Here is a 13107-nt window from a genome sequence, read left to right as displayed (position 1 = left end):
TAATGATCATTCAATGAATAAGGTTGTAATCGCTTTAATGATGCAGCATGTTTTTGCGTTACATAAAGTGTTTTTTCCTTTAACGTTCTTTTGGCAACTAAGTTGATACCGATCAATCAGAATTTTTCAATAACGCCCAGCCCAAACAGTGCAAAGTCATATTTCACCGGGTCTTCCGGATCCAGCTGCCGTAACTGTTCCGATAATTCCAGGGCGGCCTGCCAGTCGTTATTGGGCCGGTGCAGCAGGTTAAAATGACGGGCCACGCGCGCCACGTGCAGGTCCAGCGGGCATACCAGCTGCGCCGGGCGGATCTTTTTCCATAACCCAAAATCCACACCTCTTTTATTGCTGCGTACCATCCAGCGTAAATACATATTCAGCCGTTTACAGGCAGACTTGCGTTCTGGAGTGGCAATATGTTTTTGAGTGCGCACGGGGAAATGCGGAAAAATTTTGCCATCAAAAAAAGACCGGCGGAAACCAATCAGGGCTGGTTCCACTGTAAGATCCGAAGTATTTAGATGATCACTGAAAGCGGTTTGCAAAGACTCCTGCTTCCGGGTTTTATAGTGATACTGCAGGTAGTCAAAGAAATGAAACAGGTCCGTTGCATTAAACGTGCGGTGCACAAAATGCACAAAAGGTTTGAGGTCGGCCTCTTCAAAGTTCATGATAAAATCATAAGGAACCTGGTCCATTAACTGCAATAAACGCTTACAGGAATTGATGATGCTTTTACGATTGCCCCAGGCCAGTATTGCGGCGAAAAAACCGGCAATTTCGATGTCCTGTGAAACAGTGAACAGATGCGGAATAGCGATCGGGTCATCTGCAATAAAATCCGGTTGTTCGTAGGCATCCGCCTTTTTATTAAGAAAGGCGCTTAGTGATCTTTCAATCATCGGTTATTAAAAATATCGCTCCATTTTATAAAAAAGCCAGGCCATATGGATACCGGGATCGTTGTTTCTTCCGCATATACCGCCGTTTGAAGATATTTATGTTCGTTGGTTAATACAAATACGGTAACAGACCGGTCTACCGGTTCAATGATCCAGTATTCCTTTACCTTCATTTCCTGGTAAAGATTGTATTTGAAATTCCAGTCGCGTATGGCCGTACCACGGGATACCACTTCAACGATCAGGTCCGGAGCACCCACGCACCCGCGGTCATCCAGTTTTGACGGATCACAGATCACGCTGATATCCGGTTGTACTACGGTAAAGGTTTTTTCATCCGTTGCCGCATCCGGCGAGGGAAACCGTACATCAAAGGGCGCCGGGTAAACCTCACAGGGCTTGTTCTTCAGGTATATGCTGATTTCCCTGTAGATATCACCAACAATCCGCTGATGCTCGCGCCCGGGGGGCGGCGACATTTTTTGAAACGGCGTTCCCTTTATAAGTTCTACATATTCGTCAAACTGCCATTTCAGGTAGTCTGCGTAAGAGTAGCGCCTATCCGGGTCTAACTGACGGATATCGCTGATGATGCCTGGATTTAATTTCCCAATGCCCATACGGCAAAGTTACTGATTTAGTTTTTCCTGCAGTAACCCGTCAAAACCATCGCCTTTTACAAAGGCATATGTTTTCTTATTCAGATGATAAAACTTTAACCAGCCGTTTTCGGTTAATGCTGTAAGGTCGGTACGCGCGGTTTCTTTCGACACACCAAAGCCAGACCGCAGCTCACGGATGGTAACGATCTTTTCCGGCTCTTCTTTTATCCATTGGAGCGCAGCTGCCTGCCGGATATTCAACCCATCGATTTTTACAAAAGGATTGCTTTCTTTTTCTTTATTCGTACGCTGCAGGCTTTCTTTCAAGGACCGGTCGGCCATACGCAGCGCCTGCATCGTAAAATGAATAAAATAGCCCATATCTGCATTTGCCTGTACCTGCAAAAAGGACTTTTGATATTGGGCTTTTAGTTTAACGGTAATGTTGGAAACGGCGGTATACTGTAAGGCCCAGTAGCCTTTCCGGAGCAGGTACCAATACAACAGCAGTCTTGCCATGCGCCCGTTGCCGTCTTTGAAGGGACGGATATACGTAACAAAATAGGCAATCATGCAGGCCTTGATCACCGGATGAATATAGAACGGCTTTTTGTCGTCATTTATAAAAGACTCCAGCCACTGCATCCACGGCCGGATCTCTTTTGCGTCGATCGCTTTATAAGAGGGCGCATCTTCTATACTGGAAACATCGTATTTATTATTGGTGCGGTAACGGCCGATGCCCTTGAGTTTGATGGTATCCTTTGTAAGCAGCTGGTGCAGTTCCAGTAACTTTTCGCCGGAAATGGGTGTTTGTTCCCATTCCTTAATTTTTTGCAGACACCGGTAAATATTTACCACCACCTGTTCCGTTTCATTGACCGTTGTTTTCTTTTTTAACAACAGCTCTTTCACCATTTTTTTTGTGGCGGGATACCCGGCAAGCTGTGCAGATGCCATTGCTTCATCCAGCAGTGCATTGACCAGGTAACGGTGATCGTTTTTTTGATCCATGACTGCGGCAAAATCCTTACCTCCTGCCAGGTGCACATCCAGGTCGTGCAGAACGGCTTCCATATCATTGGAGACCGACCAGGTAAAAACGGTATTGTAAACAGCCAGGTTGCGGGTAAAACCCTGGTTACGGGCCTGCCGTGCAGCTTCCCATATTTCTATATTGGAAAGGGTGTCCGGCTTCAGGGACATATGCTGTACTTTTTCCCAATCGAGGTAGCTGTTATTGATCTGAAGGATGGTTTGCAATAGCGCTGTTTGTTCTGCTTCCGGTAATTCCCTGTTCATAAAATGATCTTTAATTGACCAATTGGCTGCAAGATAGTTGGTTTGCAGGAGAGAATATCAATTTTAGAGGATCTGAAGGAAAAATTAATACCCGGCCTCGGCTTATTGAACCGGGTGAGAACTACCATCTTCGCTGCGGTTTTTGTATGCGCAAACAAGATCATCGAGCACCGGCATCTTCGTTTAATATATCCGGATCGCGGCGCAAAAAAAACTGCATCCAACGCGCATTTGATCACGTTGGATGCAGTCATCAATGTATTCAATGATTTTAGTGAAGCCGATTGCACCCTGCGGTTAGCCGATGGCCTGCCGCAGATCTTCGATCAGATCGTCTGCATCTTCAATACCCACGCTCAAACGGATCAGGGAATCACTCAAGCCGTTTTTAATACGTTCTTCGCGGGGAATAGAAGCATGCGTCATCGTAGCAGGGTGGTTAATCAGCGATTCTACACCACCCAGGCTCTCTGCCAGGGCAAATACTTTTGTAGCGGTTAGTACGCCTGTAGCAGCTTCCATGGAGTCGTCTTTCAATTCAAAGCTCATCATTCCTCCAAAGTCGCGCATCTGCTTTTTTGCAATCGCATAGCCTGGCTGATCTTCAAAACCGCACCAGTATACTTTTTTTACTTTTTCGTGGGTGGCCAGGAATGCTGCTATCTTTCTTCCATTTTCACAGTGACGCTGTAACCGGACATGCAGGGTTTTAATACCACGAAGCACCAGGAAACAATCCATCGGTCCGGGTACGGCCCCGCTGCTTTTCTGGATAAAGAATAAGCGTTCCCGAAGAGCGTCGCCATTAAACATCAGGGCCCCCATCACCACATCGCTGTGTCCGCCCAGGTATTTTGTAGCCGAATGCATCACAATATCGGCTCCCAGGTCGATGGGATTTTGCAGATAAGGAGAAGCGAAGGTATTATCAACGCAGAGCAGGGCACCGGCTTTTTTTGCAATTTCCGCCACAGCGGCAATATCCGTAATGTTCATCAGCGGATTGGTAGGTGTTTCGATCCAGATCAGCTTTGTGTGGCTGGTTACTGCACGGGCTACCAGCTCCGTCTGCGTCGTATCAGTATAAATAAATTTAATGCCGAAATCTTCCCAGATCTTTGAAAACAACCGGTACGTACCACCATACATGTCGTTAGCGGCAATCACCTCATCCCCGGGCTTCAAAAGCTTGATTACGCTTTCGGTAGCAGCAACCCCGCTGCTGAAGGCAAGTGCGTGCTGCGCATTTTCCAGTGCTGCCAGCGATTGCTCCAATGCTGTACGTGTAGGATTTCCTGCTCTTGAATAATCGTATCCCTGGTGTTGATTGGGACCAGATTGTACAAATGTGGACGTTTGAAAAATAGGGGTCATAATGGCACCTGTGGAAGGGTCCGGTTGCACACCTGCATGAATGATCTTTGTATTCAGCTTCATAGTTGATCTTATTATGGGAAACAAAGGTAGGCATTGCAGCGGGTGAAACCATAGGAGGAGATTGCTGACCGGTACGCAAAACTACGGAACGTTCGTAAATAGGCGTCCTGCCTAATTAAGAAAGACTTAACATTTTTTTTACCTGCCGGCTGTAACATCTGATCAGTTGTTGCGACTTATATATAGAAACGCGTTTAAATGATTCCGGCAGGGATCGAAAAAAGTCAAAAATGAGCTACGGTCACGAGAAAATTGGAGGTTTTACCCGGAGAAATCCGCCATTCACCCCTTTTCTTTGGTATTCTGCCACATACCGCTTGACAGAAGGTACAACCCGATCTACTTTTGACTAAACAAACCAATAAAAGAACTTAAACCGCCTCTCCCTGAGGTATAAAATTTTTAAAAATGAAACTCTTTATTCTTACTGCCGCGCTTTCCCTGGGATTAAACGCAATGGCTGCTGTTACTGTAAATCCTACTGTGAACGAAAAAGTATTAAAAACATTTAAAGACGTATTCTCTAACGCAAGGGATGTACAGTGGAATACAACGGCGGAGTATAACGAAGCCAGCTTCCGGTCGGGCTCTGTATCTACCCGCGCGGTAATCGACAACAACGGAACCCTGGTGCGTACCATTCGCTACTATAAAGAAAATAACCTGCCTTCAAATATTCTGTATAAGATTAAAAAGAAATATGATGGCAAGGAAATATATGGTGTTACTGAAGTAACCAATAGTGAAGGCGTCAATTATTTCATTGTAATACGCGATAGCCGGAGCATTTATAATGTTACAGCTGATAATGAGGGAGGCGTTATGCAAACAGCAAAATATAAGAGGGGCGATATTTAATCCCTCTTCACAACTCAGACATTTCTCATGTATAATACGGAGTGGAACATTCTTGTTCTCTCCCTTTTTTTTTATATAAAGGCTTCGTGCCGCTTGCCCTGCACCGGTTCCGTTATACGGCACTGTGCAATCCCGCATATACACATTCATTGGCAACTTGCTCCCATATTCGGGAAGAGCTGTTTGGGAAATAGATGCTGCGCGTATTCTGCATAATAATAACAACACCCTGTAAATTGATTTTTGATACTACATCGGCTGGATACATCTGCTATGATAGCTATGCTGAAACGTGACAGCGCATTGTGGTGTTGTGGCTTTATTAAATTAGAAATATAGAATCATCCTGATATCCGGTTTCAATACCGGAGACTTCAATAACTTTTGTTATTAAGACAAAGAAACGCTCTGTATATTTCAGGATATACACCGGCAACTACAGCAGAAGGGATCATCGCATTGAAGCATAGAGCAATTTGTTTTCGCCCGGGAAATGTTTTATGTAATAAAAAGATAACTCCGCCTTCCTGATCCGGCTATCAAATCAGCAATCTGTCACAGACCGGTATAATGACGGCATGAGCATGGTCTTTGGCTACGAGGAGCTGAACGCGTGTCGGTGAACATCCGGCGTTTTTTTTCATCCGTGAAAAACAACCATTCACCCGCATTTTCTTGTGATCAGCCGCAAAGCGCTTGACCCGGGGCGGGATCTGACGCTATTTTTGTTTCAACAAAGCAATAAAAACGTAAACCGCCGGCAGCCCGGCATAAAACTTTAAAAAATGAAACTCTTTATTCTTACCGCCGTTCTTTCTCTGGGTTTAAACGCCATGGCCGCTGTGCCCACCAATCCTGCTGTGAATGAAAAAGTAATCAAAACATTTAACCAGGTGTTTTCCGATGCACAAAATGTACAATGGGCTACTACGGCTACCTATAGCCAGGCGAGCTTCCGTTTGGGATCCGTATCTACCCGGGTGATGATCGACAATAACGGAACCCTGATCCGCACGATCCGTTACTATAAAGAAAGTGAACTGCCTTCTCATGTATTGTACCAGATCCGGAAAAAATATGATGGAAAAGAAATTGCAGGGGTTACAGAAGTAAGCGACAGCGAAGGTGTCAACTATCATTTGGTTGTAAATGATAGCCGGAATATGTATAATGTAACGGTTGATAACAGCGGAAGCATTACGCAGGTTGTAAAATACAAAAGAGCCGATCGCTGATATCGGCCCCTTTAACCGGATCTTCCGGTGTAATGATATGGAAAAGGAGCAGAACGGCCGTTCTGCTCCTTCTTTATTTTATGACAAATGGTAGTTTTACAAGCGTTCTCCCCCAAGCAACGATCAGGTTCGCTCCCGTATCTGCCCGCTGAAAAACCATTGTAAAGTATTCAACCATTGGGTTATCATCTGTTGAGGGCACTTCTACCCGTAAAAGATCCTGGGTGCTATCCTGCCGCAGACCCCAGGTGTCCAGGTCTTTATTAAGTACAATTGTCCAGCTTTTTTCATGCGGAATGCTGTAAAGCGTATACCGTCCGGGCTCAATTTTTTTGTTACTGAGATAAACGGGGCGGAACACATCCAGCTCTGTAGCTTCATTGGCACCCATCCGCCAGGGCTGGTCATATTTAAGCACCGAACCGAACAGGGAACGCCCCTGGAGATGCGGCCGGCTATAGATCACACGCATCACGGGTTTTTCGGTGGCGATGCCGCTCATTTTCTGCAATGGGTAGTGAACCGGGTAGTAGCTCATGTCCAGCGGGGATACGTCAACCGGCTCATAAGGATTGGGGGCATTTACCGGTTGCATCCCCCCGGAGGGGGCTACGTTTGACACAGGCTGTGTACGCTTCGATTCGGGCTTCTGATTACAGGCAACCAGTAATGCGAAGCCGGCAAGCAGGAACCATCTGCCCTTGATACAGTTCATTCGTTATAGTTAAAAATTAATAGGCAGGGATGCTTTCTTCTGATCCCATTCGATGGCCAAGTTAACGGTTGATCCGCTTTTTTCAAAATCAATGGTCAGGAATTCGACCGGATCTTTCAACTCCTCTACCGGTACCGACACCCGAACCACATCTTTTGCCGCATCATAGTTAAAGGCGCCCCAGGCATCTGTGTCCTTATTTACAATAAAGGTCCATTCCTTTTCGGTGGGAATGCAATAGACGGTATACCGGCCCGGGGCCACTTTTTTACCTCCGATTACCGCAGGTGTAAAAAACTGGATCTCTGTAGCTTCGTTTGCACCCAAACGCCAAACCTTGCCATAGGGAACAATGTCGGAGTTAAATATCTTACGATTGTTTTTTGCCGGACGGCTGTAGATGACCCGCATGCGCAAAGGCTCGCTGGTGCCCCTGATCTTTTTTGAGGGATAATCAACCGGAAAATAGATCTGGTCCATGGGCGATTTATCAACCGGTATCCAGGATTGGCTGTTAGCGGCTATATGAAAAAAGAAGCCCATCGCCATCATCAATACATATTTCATCATAACGGATCGTATTTTAATTCATCAATTTTTTAAACTGTTCCTCTGCAAAAGGTTTGAGGTCTGTCCAAAACAGACGGTAGTTCTCTCCCAAACGTTTAATGTTTGCAGCAAATATTTTTTCAGCGGGCTGACTATCGTTTAAATATTTTGCCCGGCGCACAAGTCCCGCAAAGCTTCTGTAAATACCCTGGGGCTCGCGGTAGTTGCATAACCAGTTTTGCTGTTTCATGTAATAAAACAATTGCCGGAAACCTTCCGGCAGCAGGTCAAAATAACCATCCAGCGTGTGATAGGTATCGCGGGCGAAGCGCTCCAGCGCCCCCGGGGGGAACTCCCGGGTATCGTTTGCCAGAAAGTAATCATATACCACATCCATAAATGCGCCGCTGTACAACCGGTATTCGCTTCGGAAAACCTGTTTGGCGGCAATGGTAACAGGATGGGCATCGGTAAACGCATCAATTTCGCGGTGTAACCGGATCCCCGCCCGGACTCCCGGCGGATACGCCTCCTGGTGGCTTCCTTTCACAAAGTCGCTGATCATATTGCCTGCAAGAACATCCGGGTTATTGAATGAAAGGTATGCATGTGCCAGGAAATTCATGCCACAAATGTAATGATAAAGGGAAAATCTGCGTTGGGCCGATTTTAGCGGTGAGCAGCCAGTAAGGCCGTTACCTCCTGTTGAATGCCAATGCTTTTATCGCTGTTATACACCTGCTGAAGAGCGATTTTTGTTTCCTCAAAACCGGCTTTTTTTTCTTTTAGATCATCGTATACCTTTTTTGCCGCGGCTGGTCTGGGCCCCCAGTGAAACAGATCATTGCCGTTTTCATCGCGCACGATCAAAATCGGAATGGAACGGGTGCTGTTGGTAAGATATTTTTCAATCTCAGAACCGGAATCTCTTTGCTGGAGCTTAAAATCTATCTGGTCGTTTACCCGGCTCATCAGGTAAAGAATGGGCACAATATGTGCCGCATCTCCACACCAGGGTTCGGTAATGACCACCCATTGCTGCTTCCGGCCGATGGAGGATAAAACAGCTTTTGTTTCATCGGTAAGCGGGTTCTGTTTGAGCCAGCGGTTCATCCGGGACCCGTTCATTTTTGTATACTGGAAGTAGTCGGCATTGTCATAGGGAGGCGCCGGTGTTTCGGTGGTGAGGATCGCATGAACGATATCCTGGTATTCCTGGAAATTCATCATTGAATAAAATTTAACTTTTTCCGGAGCACAGGGCCCGGACATTATTAAAACAGGTAACTTTGAAAAAGGTTTCCGGCTATTTTAACAGCAATTTGCTTTTGCCAATGTCTTGTTCCTGAACTGTGGCACAGTTTTTTGAGGAAAATGGTATTCATTAACTGTATAAAACATATTTGAAAATGAACAAGAATACAAGAAACGGGCTTCTGGCCCTGGGCCTGGCAGCTGCAGCGGCCTGGTATAAAATGACCCCGGAACAGAAAACAAATGTTAAAACCAGGGTATCCGATTGGGGAAACAAAGTAAAAGATGGCCTGGCAAACCTTAAAAAGCAAGCCAGTCCCAATAATGTAGCGTCCGCATCTTAAGCTCCGTTAAAACAAACCGTCCTTTAATACTATTAAAGCCCCTTTTGGGGCCTTTTTTATTTTGCGGGAGCATTTAACAACAGGTGTTGGCTTGCTGTAAAAATATCCCGGAAAATCTGGTTGAGCTCTGTACCGTTCTGCGTGGCGTTAACACCGCAATATGGATACAGGTCTGCAACCATTTTCCTTGACACCCGCGCCAGTAACCGGCTTTGTTGTGAAATGGATGCCAGCAGCGCTTCCGGAATTGTTCCCTGCCCTGACAAAATATTCCAGGAATCATCAACAGCGGCATAAAAGCGGCCGCGCAGGGTTTGCAGGTAATGATCGGCCTGCAGCCATTTTTGCCGGATCTGGCTCGCTGATGCGGAATGCGCACCTTCCTGCAGCAGTCTTGGCTGAAGCCATTTTTGAACAGCCTCTAAAAAATGCCGGGCCATTCCAAGGCTGTTAACGGCAAGTGTGGTTTCCGCAAATTGCAGGAAGGGATACCGGTAAACCAATCCCGGCAGGGTGGCAGCCGATGGATGAATCGTAAAACTGCGTTCCCTCGGAATCCATTGGTCCTTCACATTAAATCGCTCACTGGCGGTGGCCCGCAGCCCCATCGTATCCCAATCTTGTTGAACAGAAACTTCTTCCCTGGTAAATAAAAAGGACCTGTAAACCGGGGCGCCGGCTTCATCGGTAAGCAGTTGGCCGTCTTTTTCAATTTTACAGTTGGCTGTAAAATGCGTGCAATAAGGTGCGCCTGTGGCATATTTCCAGGAACCATTTATGATGTAGCCATCCGGGGTTTCGCTTGCAATTCCTGTTAATGCCCCGTTGCCTCCAAAGCAAACAGCAGGATCTTTAAAAATGGCATCGGTAAGCGACGGCGGCAGGTACCCGGTAAACTGGGTGGCACCGCTGCAAAGCGTAACCGTCCAACCCAGGCTGCCATCGATTTTTGCCAATGCTTCTTCAATCCGTAGTCCTTCCGGCAGGCTCAGCTCCAGTCCGTTCTGCGACCGGGGAACGAAAAGCCGGAACCATTTTTCACGGTGAATGATATCCAGCTGTTCCTGCGTAAGGCGGGCCTGCTCATCGGCCTCTTTTGTAAAATGCGCCAGTTGCCCGGCTATTTGCTGATCCATTATTGTTCAATTTTTTCAAGGCTGCGTTTCCACTCCAAATAGCCGAAGATCGCAACGATAAATAAGAAAAGGGTTAACAGGGCATATAGCGGAAGCTGCTTATAAAACAAAAGTGGAATGGCCACCGCATTGCTGATATTGAGCAGGATCCAGTTTTCCAGTTTCCGTTTTGCCAGCAGCCACATCCCGGCCCAGGCCGTAGCGCTTACAAAGGCGTCCATAACCGGTACCGTAGAATCGGTAAAGTACCGGAGTACGCAATACAGGATAATGAATCCGCCTGCTGCGATCCACAAGGTGGTATTCCATTCTTGTTTGGTAACCCGGGTAATGGGCAACGGTATTACCGAGCGTTTAAACACCCAGAACCACCATCCGTAAATGCTCATCACCAGGTAATACAGGTTCAATGCACTTTCGGCATACAGCCCTTCTGTAAGAAATATATAAATGCTGATAAGAACGGAAAGAATACCGGCCGGGTACAGCCAAACCTTATTGGCTTTTGCCAGCAATACTTCTGCGGCGCCCAGACCGGCGCCCAGCCATTCAAGAATACCCGTATTCCTGATCTGCTCTATAAAAACACTGATCCAGTTTGCCATAAAACATAATATACAGGGGCAGGCTGAAAAGCTGCTGTTTCCTACGCCGGCATTACCCGGATCAGGTTCCTGGATCTTATAGTTGACAGATCCAATGGGTATATTCTCAGCCTTGATTTCATCCCGCCACCGGCGGAAAAGGCACCCCGTATGGGCGTGAAGGTAAGCAAAAAGGATGAGGTAAGCAGGAAGTTTATACGAGTGCCGCATACCGTGCTGCTATGGTTGGGTTACCGGAACACTGATCGTGTTGATTGGATCTGTGCAATCCGGGTTACTCACAGGCTTAGGCCTGAGCACTTAATAATATCCGTATGCTAACCTGTGCATCCATGACAATCGCTGGGCCTCATTCTGGTCCGGACAAAAATAAGCGGATGGCGTTTGAATATAAGATCCCGGTATGCAGCTATGCCGTTACCGCAAGGATAGCCCGTTCGGAAAATAATTTTTCCCTTGTTTTATACTTTCGCAATGATTTGTGATATATTCGCTCCGCTTAATTTTTTTACATGCCATCGTCGAAGCGTTTATTTGTGAAAACTTCTACCCTTCCCAATGCCGGTAAGGGTTTGTTTGCCAAAGTTGCCATAGCAAAAAAGGAAATTGTTACCGAATATACAGGAGATCTGCGGACCTGGAAAGAGGTGGAAGATGATTCCGATAACGGGTATATATTTCATATTAACGATGAGGCGGTTATTGATGCCAGCAAGCATCCAAAATCTTTTGGGCGCTATGCCAATGATGCTGCGGGGCTGCAGCGTGTAAAAGGCATCCGGAACAATGCGGAGTATGTGGAAGATGGCACCCGGGTGTTCCTGGTAGCAAAAACGGATATTCCGGCCGGAGGCGAAATCTTTGTATCCTATGGCCCCCAATACTGGAAGCAGGTACGGGAAAACATACGGTTTGACCGCGAAGCCGCAAAAGAGCAATCCAAGCCCAAACGGTAATACCGGCCTGAAAAAAGAGGCCGATATACGCTCATACGCCGGCTATGATAATGCATGGAATGATCGTTTCTGATTTCGACACCTATTTTTCGTTCCCGACTTCTAAAGGAATGCTGCTATCTTTGTTTACAGAATAATGGAAAAGAGCAATTTTGTAGACCAGATACGGATATTTTGCCGCAGCGGACATGGCGGCGCGGGCATCAAGCATTTTTTGCGGGATAAATTTACTTCTAAAGGCGGCCCGGATGGCGGCGATGGTGGAAGGGGCGCCCATATTATTTTAAGGGGAAACCGGAACCTGTGGACCCTGTTGCATTTACGCTATTACAAAAATATACTGGCAGAGAACGGTGAAAACGGAGGGCATAATAACTGTACCGGCCGCAGCGGTAAGGATGTAGTTATTGAAGTGCCATTGGGTACAATTGCTATGGATGAAGAAACCGGCGAAAAAGAAATAGAGATCCTGGAAGATGGCCAGGAGATCATCTGGATGCCCGGTGGTAAAGGCGGGTTAGGAAATGCCAATTTTGCTACCCCCACGAACCAAGCACCGGACTATGCCCAACCCGGCTTACCGGGGCTTGAAGGCTGGAAGGTGCTGGAGTTGAAAGTACTGGCCGATGTAGGATTGGTGGGCTTTCCCAATGCAGGAAAGTCGACCCTGCTTTCGGTGATCACCGCAGCAAAGCCCAAGATCGGCAACTATGCCTTTACAACCCTTACACCCAACCTGGGTATTGTGGAATACCGCGATGGCCGCAGCTTTTGCATGGCCGATATGCCGGGAATCATTGAAGGAGCAGCGGAAGGCCGCGGGCTGGGACATCGCTTCCTGCGGCATATTGAGCGCAATCCCGTGTTGCTGTTTTTAATTCCCGCCGACAGCGCCGACCACCGCAAGGAGTTTGATATATTAATGAATGAACTGGAGCAGTACAATCCTGAATTGTTACATAAACAGTTTTTAATTGCGATCTCAAAAAGCGATATGTTGGATGATGAGCTCAAAGCGGCTATCAGTGCCGAAATGCCGGAGCATATCCAGCATGTGTTCATCTCATCTGTAGCGCAACAGGGGCTAACGCAATTAAAAGACAAACTCTGGGAAATATTAAATACAACGCCGGAGCCTGAACAATAAACGCTGTTTCAGGACTGTACAGGACGGTTCTCCAGACATTTCATCCTATTTTCGGAGCAACG

At 46.7% G+C, this 13107-nt stretch carries 15 protein-coding genes and 1 riboswitch; of the genes, 5 read left to right on the top strand and 10 right to left on the bottom strand.

From position 1 onward, the window contains the following. Positions 1–116: 116 nt before the first annotated feature. From Q1V85_RS17145 to Q1V85_RS17130, 4 genes are all read right to left on the bottom strand, one after another. The gene (locus Q1V85_RS17145) at positions 117–905 is read right to left on the bottom strand and encodes a TIGR02757 family protein (protein ID WP_300601753.1); all 789 of its coding nucleotides are present in this window, start codon (positions 903–905) and stop codon (positions 117–119) included. Beyond that, positions 902–1525, bottom strand: a complete 624-nt coding sequence (locus Q1V85_RS17140; protein WP_300601751.1) for a Uma2 family endonuclease — start codon at positions 1523–1525, stop codon at positions 902–904. Before Q1V85_RS17140 ends, Q1V85_RS17145 begins: the two co-directional genes overlap by 4 nt. 9 nt (positions 1526–1534) lie before the next feature. Continuing rightward, on the bottom strand, positions 1535–2809 hold the full coding sequence (locus Q1V85_RS17135) for a Fic family protein (protein WP_300601750.1): 1275 nt from the start codon (positions 2807–2809) through the stop codon (positions 1535–1537). Between the two features lie 297 nt (positions 2810–3106). Beyond that, positions 3107–4246, bottom strand: coding sequence for a cystathionine gamma-synthase (locus Q1V85_RS17130; RefSeq protein WP_300601749.1), 1140 nt, complete (start codon positions 4244–4246; stop codon positions 3107–3109). 408 nt (positions 4247–4654) lie between these two features. On the opposite strand from Q1V85_RS17130, the gene Q1V85_RS17125 reads away from it, so the two are divergent. Together Q1V85_RS17125 and Q1V85_RS17120 are read left to right on the top strand one after the other, a co-directional pair. After that, positions 4655–5104: a hypothetical protein gene (locus tag Q1V85_RS17125; protein ID WP_300601747.1), complete on the top strand. Its 450-nt coding sequence runs from the start codon at positions 4655–4657 to the stop codon at positions 5102–5104. Between the two features lie 785 nt (positions 5105–5889). Next, positions 5890–6339, top strand: a complete 450-nt coding sequence (locus Q1V85_RS17120; RefSeq protein WP_300601746.1) for a hypothetical protein — start codon at positions 5890–5892, stop codon at positions 6337–6339. A 73-nt stretch (positions 6340–6412) separates the two neighbouring features. Here Q1V85_RS17120 and Q1V85_RS17115 read toward each other — a convergent pair whose 3' ends face one another. Genes Q1V85_RS17115 through Q1V85_RS17100 form a run of 4 tightly spaced genes read right to left on the bottom strand, consistent with a single transcriptional unit; the run spans position 6413 to position 8833 of the window. Beyond that, positions 6413–7054, bottom strand: coding sequence for a DUF2911 domain-containing protein (locus Q1V85_RS17115; RefSeq protein WP_300601745.1), 642 nt, complete (start codon positions 7052–7054; stop codon positions 6413–6415). A 9-nt stretch (positions 7055–7063) separates the two neighbouring features. Beyond that, complete coding sequence (locus Q1V85_RS17110; RefSeq protein ID WP_300601743.1) at positions 7064–7624, bottom strand: DUF2911 domain-containing protein; 561 nt, start codon at positions 7622–7624, stop codon at positions 7064–7066. A gap of 13 nt (positions 7625–7637) precedes the next feature. Beyond that, positions 7638–8228: an ACP phosphodiesterase gene (locus Q1V85_RS17105; RefSeq protein ID WP_300601742.1), complete on the bottom strand. Its 591-nt coding sequence runs from the start codon at positions 8226–8228 to the stop codon at positions 7638–7640. 44 nt (positions 8229–8272) lie between these two features. After that, entirely contained in the window at positions 8273–8833 is a 561-nt protein-coding gene (locus Q1V85_RS17100) for a thioredoxin family protein (RefSeq protein ID WP_300601741.1), read from the bottom strand. A gap of 179 nt (positions 8834–9012) precedes the next feature. Here Q1V85_RS17100 and Q1V85_RS17095 point away from each other — a divergent pair, with 179 nt between their 5' ends. Next, positions 9013–9201 (top strand): hypothetical protein, encoded by a 189-nt coding sequence (locus Q1V85_RS17095; protein ID WP_300601740.1) that lies wholly within the window; start codon positions 9013–9015, stop codon positions 9199–9201. A 56-nt stretch (positions 9202–9257) separates the two neighbouring features. Here Q1V85_RS17095 and Q1V85_RS17090 read toward each other — a convergent pair whose 3' ends face one another. Further along, on the bottom strand, positions 9258–10337 hold the full coding sequence (locus tag Q1V85_RS17090; RefSeq protein WP_300601739.1) for an acyl-CoA dehydrogenase: 1080 nt from the start codon (positions 10335–10337) through the stop codon (positions 9258–9260). Beyond that, positions 10337–10942 carry a nicotinamide riboside transporter PnuC gene (gene pnuC, locus Q1V85_RS17085; RefSeq protein ID WP_300601737.1) on the bottom strand — a complete coding sequence of 202 codons (606 nt, stop codon included), beginning with the start codon at positions 10940–10942 and terminating at the stop codon, positions 10337–10339. Before pnuC ends, Q1V85_RS17090 begins: the two co-directional genes overlap by 1 nt. A gap of 21 nt (positions 10943–10963) precedes the next feature. Next, a riboswitch (TPP riboswitch) is annotated at positions 10964–11102 on the bottom strand. A gap of 352 nt (positions 11103–11454) precedes the next feature. Between pnuC and Q1V85_RS17080 the strand changes: the two genes are divergently transcribed. Beyond that, positions 11455–11898, top strand: coding sequence for an SET domain-containing protein-lysine N-methyltransferase (locus tag Q1V85_RS17080; RefSeq protein WP_300601736.1), 444 nt, complete (start codon positions 11455–11457; stop codon positions 11896–11898). Positions 11899–12034: 136 nt separating this feature from the next. Beyond that, positions 12035–13045 (top strand): GTPase ObgE, encoded by a 1011-nt coding sequence (obgE, locus tag Q1V85_RS17075; protein ID WP_300601734.1) that lies wholly within the window; start codon positions 12035–12037, stop codon positions 13043–13045. Positions 13046–13107: the final 62 nt, after the last annotated feature.

Source organism: Niabella sp., from assembly GCF_030150205.1.
Lineage (GTDB): Bacteria > Bacteroidota > Bacteroidia > Chitinophagales > Chitinophagaceae > Niabella.
The sequence above is the reverse complement of the archived record's forward strand: the minus strand, read 5'-3'. Positions and strand labels throughout refer to the sequence as shown.